This is a genomic window from Micromonospora sagamiensis, assembly GCF_014680085.1.
GTDB classification, from domain to species: Bacteria; Actinomycetota; Actinomycetes; order Mycobacteriales; family Micromonosporaceae; genus Micromonospora; species Micromonospora inyonensis.
In genome coordinates this window covers 4,295,480-4,311,767 of sequence record NZ_AP023438.1, presented here as the reverse complement: position 1 = coordinate 4,311,767, position 16,288 = coordinate 4,295,480, and the positions used below count along the sequence as shown (strand labels likewise).

Genomic DNA, 16,288 nt, shown 5'->3' with positions numbered 1-16,288 from the left:
GGCTGTCAGTCGTCGGTCCCCACCGGTAGAACACCATTGCCACCGAGTCCTCCGGCGGCACGCCCGCCCGCGATCAGTCAGGCAGGGCACCGTCGGTGGACCACTAGTCGGCCAGCCAGGTCCGCAACGCCCACCACCAGCGCAGGGTGACCAGCACCGGCCACCGTCCGCCCGGCTCGGCCAGCGTCGGCGGCATCCCGACGAGATCCTGCAACCGGCGCAACCGGTACCGGACCGTGTTGGGGTGCAGGTGCAGGGTGGCCGCCGTGTGGTCCAGCCGCTGCCCGTGGTCCAGGTAGGTCAACGCGGTCGAGGCCAACTGTCGGTGGAACACGTCGGCCGGGTCGAGGGCCGCCAGCAGGGTCGTGCTGAGCAGTTCGGCCAGAGCCGGTTGGGCGGCCAGCGCGGTCTCGCCGGCCAGGTCGACCAGCCGGTGCCGGCCCTGGAGCCCGGCACCGGCCGCGACGCGCAGCGCGGCGGAACAGAGCGTGTACATGGCGGGCAGCTGGTCCAGCGGCCGGGGCGGTGCCACCACCACGAGGGTCGGCGCGTCGAACCCGTCCGCCGGCAGCTGACGCGGGACGAGGCCGGTGAGCCGGTCGTCGACCGTACCGAACACGCCGCCGCAGCGGGAGAGCCGGCGCTCGGCCGCGCGGATCCGGGCCGGGTCGGTCAGGTCGGTGACCACGCAGTGGTACCGCCCGTCCGGCCGTAACCCGAAACGGACCAGGTCCTCCCGGCAGCCGACGGTCGACCCGTCGACGAGCAACCGCCGCAGCAACCGGTTACGGGCGTCCTGCGCGGTCCGGGCCAGCTCGCGTTCGGCGGCGTGGTAGCCGTCGACCAGGGCCCGTTCCAGCGCGCCCGCGTACCGGTCGAGGTCGAGCAGCCCCTCCAGGAGCGCGGTGTCCGGGATGCCGGCCGCCCGGCCCCGGTCCAGGGCGGCCTCCACCACCACCCGCCGTCCGGCCTGGACACCCCGGAGCAGGCCGGTCACCGACACACCCTGCGCGGCCCGGGCGGCGCCCAGCCGTCGAACCTCGACGAAGTCGCGTTCGGTCGGGTCGGCCAGCAGCTCGAAGGAGGCCAGTCCGGCCGCGAGCAGGGCCGCCACGTGCCGGCGGTTCTCCGCCCAGGGCAGTCGGGCGACCTCGGACGAGCTGGCCCGCGCCGCCTCGACCATCTCGTCCACGATCCGCTGGTCGGCGGCGATGTCGCGCAGCAGCGCCCCGAGGGACACCAGCCGCTCCGGCAGCGCCATCAGCCCCGCTCCCCTCGACGGCCGGTGTGGCCGGCGCACAACGGTTCGTCCGGGTGTTGGACCTCGGCACCTACCGAGAGTCCAGGTTCGACTGATTTCCTTCCGTTACCGCAAAGTAACACCGTGTCGCGTCGAGCGGAACGCCGGCACGGGTACCCATCGGTCAGGAGCGGTCCATGACAGCAGCAGCACTCCCGCCCCCGCGCGCCCGTGGTCGCCGTCCCCGCTGGTACGGCGCAACCGCCGCCGCCCTCGCCCTCGTCGTCGCCGTCGCACCCGGCCCGGCCGGTGCCGCCGTCCGAGCGGGTACCACCGGACCGGTCGGCGGCAGCCTCCAGGAGGTGATGTTCGTCGGCAACAACTGGGAGGGCACGGTCGACGTCATCCGCGCCCGGGGCGACTACGCCAAGCTCGGCCGGATCAACGTCGTCCCGGACATCACCGAACGGCTCTGGGAGATCTACCTGAACCCGATCAAGCTCGCCTTCTATCTCGGCGTCCGGGAAGGGCCAGGTGAGGGGCACGACCAGCTGGTCGACGACATGTACAGCACACCGGACGGGACGGCCCTGGTCGCCTCCCGGCCCAGCTTCGCCGACGTGGTCTCGATCGACGTGGCCACCGGTGCCGTCCGCTGGCGGTTCCCGGTCTCCGGGTACCGCTCGGACCACATGGCGGTCTCTCCCGACGGCAGCAGGGTGGCGGTCTCGGCCTCCCTGTCCAACCGGGTGCACGTGCTCGACATCAACACCGGCCGGGAACTCGGTTCGTTCAAGACCGGGGACAAGCCGCACGAGAACATCTACACCGACGGCGGCCGTTACATCTGGAACATGTCCATCGGTGACGTCACCACCTCGTTCGACGATCCCGACCAGGACTGGACCAAGGGCGACCGGAAGATCACCATCGCCGATGCCAACACCTTCGCCACCGTACGGACCATCGACATGCGCCCCCGACTCGACGCTGCCGGCCGCAGTGACCTCTCCGACGCCGTCCGCCCGGCGGTCTTCACGCCCGACGAGACGAAGCTCTACTTCCAGGTGTCGTTCTTCAACGGCGTCCTCGAGTACGACGTGGCGTCCGACGCGATCACCCGGGTCGCCACGCTGCCCAAGAACCCGAACACCAACGAGGACCGGACCACCTGGGTGAACGACTCCCGGCACCACGGTCTGTCGATGAGCCCGGACGGGTCGAAGCTCTGCGTGGCCGGCACCATGGACGACTACGCCACCGTCGTCGACCGGGCCACGCTGCGGCCCGGCCCGCTGGTGACGGCGGGCAAACCGTACTGGGCGACGGTGAGCGGTGACGGCCAGGACTGCGTGATCTCCGAGTCGGACACCGACCGGGTCACCGCGATCAACTTCGCCACCGGCCAGAAGGTGACCAGCGTCGCCGTCGGGGACCACCCGCAGCGGGTCCGGGTCGGGGGTCTGCCCACCGGCTGGACCCCACCGCCCGCCGGCTGACCCGGCAACCGTCGTTCCACCGGGGCCCGCGCTCCCCGCCGCTGCCCGGCGGGGAGCGCACCGGGCCACGGTGAGAGCCGCGCACCGCCGGTGCCTCAGGGTCCTTCGAGTCGCCGGGCGATCCGTTCGATGGCGGCGAGATCGTCCGCCGTGAGGCGGTCGACGAAGTGGTGTCGAACCGACTCGACGTGGACCGGCGCGGCGTTGTCCAGGGCGTCCAGACCCTGCTCGGTGAGTACGAGGAGACAACCGCGGCCGTCGGCCGGATCGGGTGCGCGCCGCAGGAGACCACGCGCTTCCATCCGCATGGCATGGCGGGACAGTCGACTACGCGACCATCCCATCTTGTCGGCCTGTTCGCCCAGGGTGCTGGTGTGGTCAGGCCGCTCCGACAGCGTGCTGAGCACCTCGTAGTCGGGCTCCGAGAGGCCAACCGTGCCAAGGTCGCGCGCCGTGCCCCGCTGGACGGCGACCACCACCCGCAGGAACGCCCGCCACGCGCGCTCCTCGTCCGGGCTCAACCAGCGCACAGCCGGAGCCCGCCGCTTCGTTGACATGTAATCAACTTAGCATCTAGGGTTCGTTTCCATGTCAATGAAATTGACCCGTGTCCTGGTGCTGGTATGCACCACCCGTCCCGGCGCTCTCGGCCCTGCGGTCGCGCAGTGGCTGATCGAGGCGGTCGCCCCTCGCGCCACCGAACTCGGTGTCGAGCTCATACCGGTGGCCCTCGGCGACCTGAACCTGCCGTTCCTGGACGAGGAGGAGCATCCGTCGTCCGGCGTCTACCGGCACGAACACACACGCCGGTGGAGCGCGATCGTCGACGCGGCCGACGGGTTCGTCGCGGTCACACCGGAGTACAACTTCGGGATGCCGGCGCCGCTGAAGAACGCGCTCGACTACCTCAGTCGCGAGTGGGCGTGGAAGCCGATCGGCTTTGTCAGCTACGGCCACACCTCGGCGGGCACCCGGTCGGTCCAGCACGCCAAGCAGGTGACCACCACGCTACGACTGGTCCCGCTGGGCGCCACGGTCGCGATCCGCATCGCCGACGCGGTCGAGAACGGGCGTCTGCGGCCCGACCCGGCCCGCGACGCAGCCGGCGTCGGCCTGCTGGACGAACTGGTCCGGGTCGCCCACGCCCTACGGCCACTGCGCGAACGCGTACGGCCCGGAACGCTGCCCGGTCCCCTACCGGGCTCGTATACGAGACAGCTCACGCCCAACGACGCGCCCGAGGTCACCGTGCTGCAGCGGTGCTGCTGGGTGGACGAGGCCATCGCGAACGACAGCCTTGCGATACCAGCCCTGCACGAATCGCTGGACGAGGTTCGCGAGTGGCTGGAAATCTGGGACACCACGGGCATCTGGCGGGACGGCCGGCTCCTGGGCCTGGTGCGGACGCGACGCGTCGGGACCGACTGGCACGTGGGCCGGTTGGCCGTCGCGCCCGACCTGCGGGGCCGGGGACTGGGCCGGTGGCTGCTCCGTACCGCCGAAGTCGCCGCCGACCCGGAGTGCCACCGCATTCTGCTGTCGACCGGCGCGAAGAACACCCGGAACATCGACCTCTATCACAGTCAGGGCTACCGGTCCGTGCCGCCTGCCGCGCCTGACGTCGCCACCCTTGTCAAGGACGTGCGAAGAGGCCATTGATACGAGGTGAAAAGGGTCAGTGTCCCCGTCGGCGGATCCTGATGTTGTCGAGGTCGGTCGATACCGACCTGAGGTCGCGGTAGTCCGCACCGATCTGCCGGACGGCGGCCACGGCGAGCGCTTCCGCCCTGCCGATCACGACTGCGTCGTCGTCCTCCTCGGTGGCCGGGACCACGCAACGGAAGGTGAACGCGAGCAGGGACCGCTCGTAGGTCACGGTGCCTTCCTCGGTGAACTTCGCCCGGAGCAGGTCGTGTTCGTCAGCCTTGGCGAGCAGAGCGGCCCGCTGCTCGTCGTCGAGTGGCGCGAACCTGCCGCGCACGATGACCTGGTAGGACTTGCGGGCCATAGGCAGGGGCCTCCGGATCTGGCCGAGCGTCACGACATCGTCGGTCGGCGGGCTGGTGCGGCAGGACCGGACGGCGGGCAGATCACCGTCGCCATGCCGCTGACGGACTGGTACAGCGCTGTTCGACCGTACGGGGAGAACCTCGGAACGCCGGGGCATTTTCCGCGAACATCCCTGCCCCCGTGAGGGGAATCCGACTGGGACACTGGCTTCGGTTGACGGAACCGGCCGGGGACGGTGGGCGGACCGCCGTGCTGGAGCCAGCCGATCGAGGAGTTTCGGGTCGTGCGGAGGCCACAGCCTGCAGGGCCGCCGGCAGACCGACGCGCTCGTGTCCGAAGGAGACGCATGGCAAAGCTCATCTACTCGATGATCACCTCGCTCGACGGCTACGCCGAGGCGGCGGAGGGCGACCTCGGCACCGGGGCCGACGACCAGGAGGTGCATACCTTCGTCAACGACCTCTTCCGCCCCGTCGGCACGTACCTCTACGGCCGACGGATGTACGAGACGATGGTCTACTGAGAGACCGCGCACACCAAGCCCGACCAGCCGCCGCACATCCTGCAGTACGCCCGCGACTGGCAGGCCGCGGAGAAGATCGTGTACTCCACGACGCTGGAGTCGGTGTCCAGCGCGAAGACCAGGATCGAGCGGGCCTTCGACCCGGACGCGGTGCGCAGGCTCAAGGCCGAGGCTGATCACGACCTCACCGTCGACGGCCCGAACCTGGCGGCCCAAGCGATCGCGGCCGGCCTGGTGGACGAGTACCACCTGTTCATCACCACGAGCGTGGTCGGCGGCGGCAAGCGGTTCTTCCCCGACGGCGTGCGCCTCGATCTCGAGCTCGTCGAGGAGCGTGCCTTCGACAGCGGACTGATCTACGCGCGCTACCGGACCCGCTGAGCCGTCCCCGGTTGGCGGCGCTGCCGGTGGCCGAGCCGGGCAGGTGAGGCCGAGGCGCCGCAGCGTTAACCTGCTGGCATGGCGAACGCCGAACTGGATGAGTTGATCGTCGCGGACGCCGACGCGCTGCGCGCGTGGTTGTCGGCCCACCACGCCACGTCGCCCGGCGTCTGGCTCGCCCTGACCAGGAAGGGCGGCACCGTCACCACGCTGACCTGGCAGCAGGCGGTCGACGAGGCCCTGTGCTTCGGCTGGATCGACGGGCAGGCCCGTAAACGGGATCAGGAGACCTCCTGGATCCGGTTCACCCCTCGCAGACCCCGCAGTTCCTGGTCACAACGCAACGTCGCCCACGTTGCCCGGCTGGAGGAGCAGGGGCGTATGCAGCCTTCAGGCCGCGCCGCTGTGGAAGCCGCCAAGGCGGACGGACGCTGGGCAGCCGCGTACGCCCCACCATCGGAAGCCGAGGTGCCGGCCGACCTCCTCGCCGCCATCGCCGCAGACCCCGCCGCCCAGGCCATGTTCGACGTACTCACCAAGACCAACCGGTTTGCTCTCATCCACCGCCTCAACGCCGTCAAACGAGCCCAGACCCGCGAACGAAAGATCATCGAGTTCGTCGCCATGCTCGCCCGCCACGAGACGCCCTACCCGCAGAAGGCCAAGCCGCCGACCTCGCCGTCGTCGACATCTACATGATCAAGCGCACCCACCTGCCACGATCCGGCCGCAGGGGCTGGCGGCTTCGGTTGACACGGCGGTGGCTCGTAGGGTGAATCGGGTGGAGGAACCGTCGACGTTCGGCGCACAGTTGATGCGACTGGTCGAGCTGCGTGGCATCGACGTCGGCGCGTTGGCCCGCCGGACATCCGTCTCCCAAGCCGAGATCACGTCGGTACTCAAGGGGGACGAGCCTGCGCCGTCACTGGTGCGCCGGCTTGCGCTAGCCCTGGACCTGCATGCCAGCGACCTGTTCGTTGTCGCTGGCATGCAGGTACCCGACGACCTCGCCCCACTGGACCCGACCGCCGCCAGCGCCGTCGGTTGGCTGTCCTGGGAGCTGACGTACCTGCCACGCGCTGCCCCGGATCTGCATGAACTCATCCGGGCGATGCCGCAGCAGCCCCGTCCGCCGGGGCCGCCGCCGTCGACCCCGCCGTACCGGCGGTACCCGAACGGCGCCGGCAGCCTGGTGCTACGCCTGCTGCACAACCGCAACCTCAACTGGCTGGGTGCCGCCAAGTACCTGTTCGGCATAGGCCGCCGCGACATGCTGTCGGCGTCGACAATCGGCATGATCGGACACGGCAGGAAGACTCTGACACCCGAGCTGTTGGCCGGGTTCGCCGCCTTCCTCGACATCTCGCCACACGACCTCCACGCGCTGACCGGCATCGACCTGGCGAGTGCCGGTCGGCCGGTCCATCCGGACGCGGCCGAGGTCGCCGCGTTGATCTGGAACGCCCGCCGCTTGACCGCCGACCAACTGCGGCAGCTCCAGGACCGGGCACGCGCCATGCGGCATGAACGCGCCGACGAACTCGAACCGCACCTACGATGCGGCTGCCCCGGACATACCTGAGGTCAGGTCACCGAGTGCCAGGAACGTCGTGCTGAGAAGCCCGAGTGCGTACGGCGCGGGGGACATGCCACGCGTCGTGTACTGCGAGCGTCACGGGTCGCCCGGAACTCCTACGTGTCGCGGACTGCCGCCGGTCAGGGGTACGGTCCGGCAGTGCTTGCCGGCGTCCCGCCACCGTTGGTCTTTGTCGACATCGACGGCGTGCTCATCCCATTCCGGGCCCGTTCGAGGGGCACGGGCAGCCGTGCCAGCGCCGGCGCGGGAGACGTTCCCGACCGCTCGGGCAATCCGCTGTTGGAGCGGCTCGACCCCGGTGACGGGCGGCGTCTGCCCGCTCTGCCTGGCGAGTTGGTCTGGGCGAGCACGTGGATGGCGGAGGCGTCTGCACTCGGCGCGCCGTCTGACCAGCACTCCACTGAACTCTTCAACGGCGACTCCTTATCAAGGACTGCTGCGTTGCGGAGCCCTGACGAGGGGCAGCTGTCTCTTTAATGCGCGAATCACACTCACCTGAAGCCAGGCGTTCTTGGAGCCTGCTGTGTCGAAACTGGTAGAACCCTCCGACTTGGCGGAGGACCCCATGCCGGTGAGCGTCCTCAAGAAATCGGAACAATCGCCACGGCGCTTTCCCTCTACATGCAAGCCACACCCTGACCAGCAGGAACGGCCCCCAAGCCGAACGTGCCAGAAAGTCCACCACAAGGAAGACCGGGAAGGTGAGAACAAATACGGCCAGAGCAGAAAACGATCCGAGACCATATAGGGCAACGACTGCGCTAAGAACTGTGACGGTGAGCGCACTTATAAGCGCGACAGCACGGTCCGCGCGCAGCAGGCTTCGAGGGCTTGTGGCGTCGCTTGTCGCGGCAGGTTCGGTGGCGCCTTGTGTCAATATTCCACACATCAGACCAGTTGATCCGGCCAGAATGCCCCCAAACGGCCCAACTTGCACTCCCACCAGCATCGCAGAACCCAGACCCATGGCGAGAGTCATCGCAAACGGGCCGCCACGTAACCTTTCGATCCATTGAGCCGGAGACCACAATCTCGTCAGCCGCTTCGGGCCTCGATCAAACGGCGGACCGAGCATAAGACGGGCTCCCAGCCCGATGGTTATACCCCCTTGGAGCGCCGAAAAGACCACGGAGGCCGCCGCATCGGGGCGTGCGTAGAGGTGCTCGTCGGTCTTGGTGATTAATAGGGCCCAAAGAGGGATAGCCACAACGGCCTGAGCTGCTCCAGCTAAAAATGCAAGCCGCCCCGGCGATACAACTCGCCAGATCTCCCACCACGCCAGCTCATTTGCGTTCCGGCGATACAGATAGCAAGCGAAGAATACCGACCACTTTTTTGCGCGCTCGGGGTTCCAGCGCAAGAATGACGGGCGGTTGGCGCGAGGCATGTTGCCGAGCGCAAAGGCAGCCGAAACGAAAGCGTCAAGCAGATGATCCTCTATCGCCCTTCTGCTCGGAAAGCGGTCGGAATCGGCAAGTTCGACGGGATCAGATCGGGTGCCGCTGTATACCACTCGAGCCAGCGAAGCCATGAGGGGCGTATTTAGGGCGCGGGCAAGCAAGCCGTTTCGGTCATCGGCGATTGCATCGAGGACTGGTCGCCATCGGCCGGCCGCCCGCCTAGGAGTCAGAAATTTGACAATATCATCAATGCCCAGCGGCTCAATCCTGATTGCGAAAACTGCTTGTAATACATCCGTTGATGCCAGCCGCTTGTAGGCGTTCGTTCGACACGTGATGACCATAGGAGTCGTCGACGGAATTTGTCTATTAAGCGCCGCGATTGCGGCCTTCTGAAGCTCGAGAGAAAGCTCGTCAAGTCCATCGAGCACGGGAAGTACACGGCCTGATGTCAGTAGCCGTTTGGCGGCATCGAGGCCGTAGGCATTAACGTTTCCTAATCCGGGATATTCCTCGGTCAATCGCCGGGCAAGCCAAACATAAAGATGATCTTCTGTCGGCCTCCATGCGCCGCGCGTCGATGACAGCGAAATCAGCATAGGCACCGGCTCGCGCTGCGAACGCGCCTCTAACAGCCCGAGCACCAGCAACGTTACCCAGCCAGTCTTGCCCCCACCTTGTTCACCGAGAACCAGCAGGCGACCGGATGAAACCTGACGATATGCCGTGACAAATTCTGCCGGGCAACTCCCGCATCCCGGATCCATCGTCGCGCCCGCCGCGCGGTCTACGAGCCGCTTGCTCGCCGGCACCCACCTCAAGGTCAATGCGGGCGATTCAAGCAGACCTCGTGCGGCCGCCTCTAGTCGCCAATACTCCAGAGCCTTATCAGCCAGATATTGGCGCGCCTCGTCGAGTTGTTCGACTGTGGCTTCCGTCAACCGTCGAGGCCGCCACAGCAGCTGCAACCCGCTGACCGCCAAGGCAAGAATGGCGGCGAGCCAGCTTGCCTCCTCCAGCCCTCGGACAAACGCGAGGGTTGCTACTGAAGTTGCGCCGGCCGCAAGCCCCAACAAGACGATCTTGCTTCGCCACCCAATCACTTGAGCATCATGCCTCAGATGGCTAGCGCGCTGGGGGCACCGCGAGAAGATCATGAATTCGACGATCACCCGTGCGTGTGTTGAGGTCGCTTTCATTTGGTATACCAAGCCTGGGCGAGGGCACGCGGGCGCCGCAACCACCCGTCGCCGTGCAGGATGCGGATAGTGCCGGCGAAGCTGTCCCCGCATTGTTGAGCACCGCTCCGGCCCTACGCACGGTCCACCCCATGGCACCCCGAAGTGACGTGTTACCAACATGGCCCGTACCAAAATCCGTTCTTCGCCTGAAGCTACTCACATGCCGCCGATCGGGCGTGGCGGTGAGGCTCGCGCGATCACACGACGTGGTACGCGTGCCGCACGGGTACCTTCCCGCTCACCTGGCCGGCTTACGTGTGGTGGTTCGGGGTGTCGAGGATCAGCAGGAATCGAGCCTTGCGTCGGTGTCGGCGAGCATGTGCGCTTCACCAAGGGCCGCTCGTGTAGCCATCTTTGGTGGTGCGGGCGGGCGGCGGTGCTCCCAGCCCGAGACCGTCACGGCGGCTGCCGCGAGGTGACGGGCGAAGTCGTGGACGGTCATCCGGAGCGCCTCGCGCAACGCGCGGGTCTCCCGACCGTCCACCGGCCGACGACCACCGTCCCACACGAGCAGCCACCCGCCGCCGCGTCAGTGGCGAGAGTGGCGGGCCGGCCAGCGCGTCGCTGGCGTTTCTCGTCCCGCGCCGCGCCAGCTGGGTGTGGAAGTCCCTGTTCCGGTTTGCCCAGTCGGCGGGTGCGAGCACTACCGCCCCCAACCTGACATCGCCGACCTTGCTGAAGCCGGCGACATTCCTGTACGGCCGAGACGGCTTGCTGCGTCCCTGGGGTTATCTTCGCTGCACCGTGAGGTTGAGCTCGGTGACGGCCAGGTGGGTGATGTCGGGTAGCTGGTCCTCGTTGAGGGTGATCCCGTGCAGGTTGCCGAGGCTGGTCTTCAGGTCGTGCAGCGAATTGCCCCGGAGGTCTGCGCCGTGGAGCTGGCAGGAGTCGAGTTCAAGTCGAGCGAGTTGGCAGGACCTGAGAACTATGTCGGGGAGTCGGCAGGAGGACCAGGTGGCGTCGGTGAGGACGCAGTCGACGAAGGCCACGGCTCCGGCGGCGGTGATCCGGGTGAGGGTGGCGTAGTCAAAGCGACATCCCTCAAACAGGACGTCCTTGACGCGGATGTCGGTGAGTCTGGTGCCCGTGAACCGCGAGCCGGTGACAGCGCAACGCTCAATGGTGACGCCGGACAGGGTGGCTCCGGAGAAGTCGGTGCGGGTAATTTCGCAACCGAAGAGGGTTCCCGGCTCCCAGGTGCTCTCGCTGAGGTCCGCTCCGGTGATCCGGCTGCTGCGGATCCTGACACCCTCGAGCTCAGCGCCGCGACAGGAGGCGTTCTCCACGGTGGCGTCGCTGAGGTCGTCGGTCACTTCGCTGGTGCTGTCCAGGTCGTCGGGGTCGAGATCCGGGAGCAGGATCCGCAGGTCGCCGACTGTGGTGGTTCGCATATGTCCTCTACCTGTTTCTGGCGCGACGCGGGGCGGGCCAACCGCCCCGCGCACCGAGTGTCGGGTCCGCTGTCAGCGGATCACTTCTTCTTGTTCCAGGTGTCCCAGCCCGGGCGGCTGTCGAAGCTGCCCCGGTTGTCCCAGGTGGGCCGATTGTCGAACGTCGCGGCGTCGACCGACGCTACCGCTCCGAATGGCTCGACACCGAGACGGTCAAGGTGCTGCGGCGCGGCGTTGATCAGTGCGGCGAGGGCGTTGGTCATGCTGTTCCTCCAGTCGGAGTGAGGTGGTCCGCGGTGGCGCGGACGAGGGCCTGCCGGGTCCGGCAGAAGCTGGTCTCACGGGTGGAAGGTGCGGTGCTCGGAGTAGCGGTTGCCGGCAGGGGCGGGCCGCCGGCGGACCGGGCGCGGCCGGTCTTCCTTCGGCAACGGGCTATGCGCCAAGGGCGAGCCCGTAGGGTCGGTCGCGTGGCCGAGACGCAGACCGAACCTGACATCTCCTACATCGCCAGCGTGACGCGGCTCCGCGCGGCGGCCGGCATGATCTTCCGGGATAAGGACGGGCGGGTGCTGGTGGTCCACCCGACGTACAAGGACGTGTGGGAAGTTCCCGGCGGAACGGTGGAGCCGGACGAGTCTCCGGCGGGCGCCTGCACGCGCGAGATCCGGGAAGAGCTGGGCCTGTCGGTGCCCGCAGGAGCGCTGCTGTGCGTCGACTGGGTGCCGGCGAGCCCGCCGTGGGACGGCGGGCTCATGTTCGTGTTCGACGGCGGGGTGCTGACAGCGGACCAGATCGCGACGATGCGACTGTGCCCGGACGAGCTCGACCGATTCGAGTTCGTCGAGCCGGAGCGCTTGGGCGAGATGTTGATCCCTCGGTTGGCTCGGCGGGTTGTCGCGGCGCTCGCCGCAATCGGGCGTGGTGGTGTCTACCTTGAGGATGGAGTCGCGACCTCAGATCGACAGTCGGGCTGAGGGTGTGGACGCGGTGTGCGTAGCAGGTCAGGCGTGGCGGAGCTATCGGTTGCCGCCGAGGCCAGGACGGCCTCGGCGGCGGCGATGGTCACGGCGGCCTGCCGCACGACCTCTCGGCCGAGGACGGCATCGCGGAGGACTTCGTGCTCGCTCAGCAAGCCTGTCGTCAGAACTCCTCGCGGGTGATGTCGGCACCGAGGGCGGTGAACCGGCTGGTCAGGTCCGCGTGGCCCCGGTCGACCATGGTGCCCTTGCCGATTACGGTTTCACCGTCGGCGACAAGTCCGGCCAGTACGAGCCGTACCAGGAGACCCTGGACAACCGCCAGCGTCCACGGCAACGCCACCCGTCCACCAATGGTCGCAACCGTCCAACCGCTCCCGAGGACCCACCGAGCACCGGGCCACCGGCACGGAAACGAGAAAGGCTCCGACCCAGGGTGAAACCCCAGGTCAGAGCCTTTATTGCTGGTGCGCCGCCAGGGACTCGAACCCCGAACCCGCGGATTAAGAGTGCTGCCGCTCGATCCTGGTTGGCCATCCTGACCTCGCTCCGTCCTGCTCGGCGGACATGCTTGCGGTGCTCGTCTTGCGGTCCGTTGGGGTCGCGCAGGGGTCGACCCCTCAGCCTGTTCTCCTGGGCGGCAGCCCCTGCATTGCAAAGATCAAGACTACTGTCGGCCAGCGTCGGTCACTGCCGCTGGCCTGCTCGCCGTGTCGCCTCCCGTCGACCTCGGGTCGCTTCCGTCGGCGGGCTTGGCTGTACGGATGGCTGTACTTACCGGCTCCACATCTCAGGCATCAAATCGCGCTTTAAACGCTCTACGTCTTCCGGGTAATGCCGGACCGGTTGCCCAATACGGACACGATTCGTATAGCTAAACTCTGGAATCTTCCACTGCGAGGCAAGCAGGCTTTCCCGCCAACTTTTTTTATCCCAACTTGCCGGCTCGATAGGCTCCACATCAAGCACGATATCCACCGTGCTTAAATATTGGTCTTTTGATCCAGGTGACAACACGAAACGGGCGGAGAGGTCTGGCTCTTTGCGCGGATCATCGAATGATTCAATCCATCGCTCCAGTATTTTACTTGCCTCCCATTCAAAGAGGGCGGCTTCGCCGGGCTTCAGTAGCACTTCCATCCAGGCGGGATCAACAGTTGGGGGGATCGATACTTCACGGCCGAGGATGGGAGAGTAACCTGATATGAAGGCTGGCCCATCTGGCGACACCCGCATAGAGTGAGCACCATCATTGATAATGATCCCCCGAACAGTGAAGGCGATGCGCAGAAATCTGTCATCCATGAAGTTTAAGGTGATCGGTAGATCCTCGGTTGACCTTTCCCTGTCCCTGTCTCCTTTAGCACCAGCAAACTCAGTCAATCGAGGCGGCCAGGGCACCTTTTCTACGGCAATGACGGCCTTGGGAGCTAGGGAGTCAATCCTTGCCCTAGCCGCTTCTAGAACTGAAACATGCGCCACCTCTACCGATCGCCCTGCTTCGACTGCCGCCGCCCTCGACTCAATCGCCTGCTCTCTTGCTGACTGACTCTGGGCTTTAGCGGCCTGACTCTGCACCTCTGCGAATTTGGCGCTCCTCTCGGCGGCATCGGCGTTTCTTCGTGATTGCTTGGCCGAGTGAAGAGCTACCACAAGCGCAGCGAATGCAATCAAGAAAGATGCACGGTCAAGGGTGATAACGTCCTTCAACGCTTCCCAGGTCATAGCGCCCAGGGTATTGGGTTTGGTCGAGCCGGCGAAGACGCCCAGCTGCTATCCCGATGCTCCTATGGAGGTCAAGTGGTCAGGGCGGCGAAGTCCGCGCGGAGGGCGGTGTAGACGTCGCGGACGATGTAGCGCTTGAGGCAGCGCAGGATCTCTTGCTTGCTGAGGCCTTCGGTGGTGCGTCGTTGCTGGTAGGCACGGGTGCGTTGGTCGTAGCGCAGGCGGCAGAGGGCGATGGTGTGTAGGGCGTGGTTGGCGCCGCGGTCGCCTCCTCGGTGGAGGCGGTGGCGGCGCACCCGTCCGGAGCTGGCGGGGATGGGTGCCGCTCCGCAGAGGTGGGCGAGGGCGGCCTCGGAGTGAAGTCGGTCGGGGTTGTCGCCGGCAGTGGTCAGGAGTTGGGCGGCGACGTCGGTGCCGAGGCCGAACAGGGCGCTGGTGCGCGGTGCGGTTCGGCGGACCAGCGGTGTCAGTTGCTGGTCAAGGGCGTGGATCTCCTCGGTTAGAGCGAGCGCCCGTCGGGCGAGCCCGGCCAGCGCCGCAGCGGTGGCTTGTTCCGGGTCGTGGAGTCGGCTCAGGTCGGCGGTGAGGGTGGCGCAGCGGTTGACCAGGACAGCGGCGCTGAGCTTGGTCAGCTCGGCCCGGAGGGCTTCCGGGGCAGCGGCGACCAGGCCCCGCATCTGGTTGATCGCGGCGGTTCGGGCCTTGACCGCGCCCTGGCGGGCGACCCGTAGGGCGCGGATGGCCTCGACCGGACCGGTACGGGTCTTCGGGATGCCCATGGCGGTGCCGGCGAGGGTGGCCCTGGCTGCGGCAATAGCGTCGATGGGGTCGGATTTGCCCTTGGTTCGGCGGGTCCTGCGGTCCGGGCGGTCGACCTCGACGACGGGGATCTTGCGGCTACCCAGGTGACGGGCGAGGCCAGCGCCGTAGCTGCCGGTGCCCTCTACTCCGACAGCGACCAGCTGGCCGAAGGAGGACAACCAGTCCAGCAGGTTTTCATAGCCGTCACGGGTAGCGGGGAACTCGGCGTCGCCGAGGAGGCCGCCGGTGCTGTCGATGACTGCCGCGTGGTGAGTGTCTCGGTGAGTGTCGACACCACCGATGACCGATCGCTTCTTCGCTGCCATGCTGGTGAGGTCCGCCCTTCTCGGTCGCGTCGAGAACACGTGGACACGTCACCGGTCAGGCGATACGGACAACACAGTGGTGGGCGCCTCTCGCACAGGCTCCTATCAAGTCACGACGCCTGACCGGTGACATGCAGTTGGGAGGGTCACCGAGCCGGCCGACGAATCGGGATCAGGACAGCAGCCGTCGGTCTGCCGGTGAGTCAGACCAACCCGGCGACCCACCCCACCATCCTCACTGTCTGCCGCCGACCCACACACCGTGGAGCGGGCCAGGGCCAGGGCGACAAGGTGGAGCGCCCTACCGGACGTACGACCTTGTCGCCCTGGCCCTGGTCTGCTCGGCTTGCCTGGATCGGTGGCTGGCGGGATGGCATCCCTCCTCAACCACCCACCCATCGGAACCGTTCGGCAACCCCATCCCGGAGTCGTCTGGCCCCCGCCGGAGGCGCTCTGACCCCGCGTCCGCCGACCACTCCGCACCGTCCGTGGAACCGTTCGGCAACTTCTACCTCGGGCCAGCCCAGCCACCGAATGACGACCCCGACGCGGCCGGCACCCCGTCCGACCGGCGGGAGGAGTCACCTCGACCGGGCCGGCGGGTAACCACTCCTCCCGGTTCTTCAAGCCGTCGACCACCTGGCGGTGACGCGCGGGCAGCTCCCCACCCCGCACCTCCTCCTCACCCCGCCCCCTCTCACCTCTTCCCCACCCCGGTCCCGAGCGGCCCCGTGTTCCGTTCGGCAACTCCACCGCGGTCGTCCCTGGTACGGCTTCGAGGCTCGCCGGAGTAGATGCGACCGGCGGTAGGGCTTCGTCGTATCGACCTGGTCGAGCCAGGCTCGTCACCGGGTCACCTCACTAACCCCAGGGATGACGCGCGGGGCGTGGGTTTCGGGCCGGCTGACTTTCCGCCCCGGCGCGGTCAGCGCCGGGGCGGCGGCTCCGCAGGAGCCGGTTGCCGCGCCCCGCGCCGCGCGTCAGCGCCTTGATCGGCAAGCGGTTCCGCTCAAGAGCCGACTCCCCGGAATGGCCGCCGCAAGGTCAACGGTGAGGGCACCATCCGACAGCGGAAGGATGGCCGCTGGGAAGGCCGGGCATGGGTCTTTACCAGCGACGGCCGCGAGATCCGCAAGAGCGTCTACGGCAGCTCGTGGGCAGACGTCCACGAGAAGCT

Annotated in this window: 14 protein-coding genes and 1 pseudogene; 6 read left to right on the top strand and 9 right to left on the bottom strand. The window is 67.4% G+C overall.

Annotated features, from left to right (window positions below; translation table 11 throughout):
- Nucleotides 1-103: 103 nt before the first annotated feature.
- A complete protein-coding gene (locus tag IGA62_RS18955) occupies nucleotides 104-1,261 on the bottom strand; it encodes a helix-turn-helix domain-containing protein (RefSeq protein ID WP_145819512.1) in 1,158 nt (385 codons plus the stop codon).
- A gap of 176 nt (nucleotides 1,262-1,437) precedes the next feature.
- Between IGA62_RS18955 and IGA62_RS18950 the strand changes: the two genes are divergently transcribed.
- Entirely contained in the window at nucleotides 1,438-2,739 is a 1,302-nt protein-coding gene (locus tag IGA62_RS18950; protein WP_145819513.1) for a YncE family protein, read from the top strand.
- 95 nt (nucleotides 2,740-2,834) lie between these two features.
- Here the strand turns inward: IGA62_RS18950 and IGA62_RS18945 are convergent, their stop codons facing one another.
- Nucleotides 2,835-3,296 carry a MarR family winged helix-turn-helix transcriptional regulator gene (locus IGA62_RS18945; protein ID WP_145819514.1) on the bottom strand — a complete coding sequence of 154 codons (462 nt, stop codon included), beginning with the start codon at nucleotides 3,294-3,296 and terminating at the stop codon, nucleotides 2,835-2,837.
- A 31-nt stretch (nucleotides 3,297-3,327) separates the two neighbouring features.
- On the opposite strand from IGA62_RS18945, the gene IGA62_RS18940 reads away from it, so the two are divergent.
- Nucleotides 3,328-4,398 (top strand): bifunctional NAD(P)H-dependent oxidoreductase/GNAT family N-acetyltransferase, encoded by a 1,071-nt coding sequence (locus IGA62_RS18940; protein WP_145819515.1) that lies wholly within the window; start codon nucleotides 3,328-3,330, stop codon nucleotides 4,396-4,398.
- Nucleotides 4,399-4,414: 16 nt separating this feature from the next.
- Here IGA62_RS18940 and IGA62_RS18935 read toward each other — a convergent pair whose 3' ends face one another.
- The gene (locus IGA62_RS18935) at nucleotides 4,415-4,747 is read right to left on the bottom strand and encodes a DUF6204 family protein (protein WP_145819516.1); all 333 of its coding nucleotides are present in this window, start codon (nucleotides 4,745-4,747) and stop codon (nucleotides 4,415-4,417) included.
- 348 nt (nucleotides 4,748-5,095) lie between these two features.
- On the opposite strand from IGA62_RS18935, the pseudogene IGA62_RS18930 reads away from it, so the two are divergent.
- The 3 genes and pseudogenes from IGA62_RS18930 to IGA62_RS18920 all read left to right on the top strand — a co-directional run bounded on the left by IGA62_RS18930 (nucleotide 5,096) and on the right by IGA62_RS18920 (nucleotide 7,235).
- Nucleotides 5,096-5,653 (top strand): annotated as a pseudogene (locus IGA62_RS18930) (dihydrofolate reductase family protein).
- Nucleotides 5,654-5,731: 78 nt separating this feature from the next.
- The gene (locus tag IGA62_RS18925) at nucleotides 5,732-6,352 is read left to right on the top strand and encodes a YdeI/OmpD-associated family protein (RefSeq protein WP_145819517.1); all 621 of its coding nucleotides are present in this window, start codon (nucleotides 5,732-5,734) and stop codon (nucleotides 6,350-6,352) included.
- A gap of 115 nt (nucleotides 6,353-6,467) precedes the next feature.
- On the top strand, nucleotides 6,468-7,235 hold the full coding sequence (locus IGA62_RS18920; RefSeq protein ID WP_145819518.1) for a helix-turn-helix domain-containing protein: 768 nt from the start codon (nucleotides 6,468-6,470) through the stop codon (nucleotides 7,233-7,235).
- Nucleotides 7,236-7,659: 424 nt separating this feature from the next.
- Here the strand turns inward: IGA62_RS18920 and IGA62_RS18915 are convergent, their stop codons facing one another.
- The 3 genes from IGA62_RS18915 to amcA form a co-directional block, all read right to left on the bottom strand.
- Entirely contained in the window at nucleotides 7,660-9,822 is a 2,163-nt protein-coding gene (locus tag IGA62_RS18915; RefSeq protein WP_186500010.1) for an NACHT domain-containing protein, read from the bottom strand.
- Nucleotides 9,823-10,619: 797 nt separating this feature from the next.
- Complete coding sequence (locus IGA62_RS18910; RefSeq protein ID WP_145819520.1) at nucleotides 10,620-11,282, bottom strand: pentapeptide repeat-containing protein; 663 nt, start codon at nucleotides 11,280-11,282, stop codon at nucleotides 10,620-10,622.
- Between the two features lie 80 nt (nucleotides 11,283-11,362).
- A complete protein-coding gene (gene amcA, locus IGA62_RS18905) occupies nucleotides 11,363-11,545 on the bottom strand; it encodes a multiple cyclophane-containing RiPP AmcA (protein ID WP_145819521.1) in 183 nt (60 codons plus the stop codon).
- A gap of 204 nt (nucleotides 11,546-11,749) precedes the next feature.
- On the opposite strand from amcA, the gene IGA62_RS18900 reads away from it, so the two are divergent.
- Nucleotides 11,750-12,256: an NUDIX domain-containing protein gene (locus IGA62_RS18900; RefSeq protein WP_232624700.1), complete on the top strand. Its 507-nt coding sequence runs from the start codon at nucleotides 11,750-11,752 to the stop codon at nucleotides 12,254-12,256.
- Nucleotides 12,257-12,422: 166 nt separating this feature from the next.
- Here the strand turns inward: IGA62_RS18900 and IGA62_RS18895 are convergent, their stop codons facing one another.
- The 3 genes from IGA62_RS18895 to IGA62_RS18885 form a co-directional block, all read right to left on the bottom strand.
- Entirely contained in the window at nucleotides 12,423-12,602 is a 180-nt protein-coding gene (locus IGA62_RS18895) for a hypothetical protein (RefSeq protein WP_198501083.1), read from the bottom strand.
- Nucleotides 12,603-13,033: 431 nt separating this feature from the next.
- Nucleotides 13,034-13,984, bottom strand: coding sequence for a hypothetical protein (locus IGA62_RS18890; protein ID WP_145819523.1), 951 nt, complete (start codon nucleotides 13,982-13,984; stop codon nucleotides 13,034-13,036).
- Nucleotides 13,985-14,055: 71 nt separating this feature from the next.
- Entirely contained in the window at nucleotides 14,056-15,111 is a 1,056-nt protein-coding gene (locus tag IGA62_RS18885; RefSeq protein WP_145819524.1) for an IS110 family RNA-guided transposase, read from the bottom strand.
- Between the last annotated feature and the right edge of the window lie 1,177 nt (nucleotides 15,112-16,288).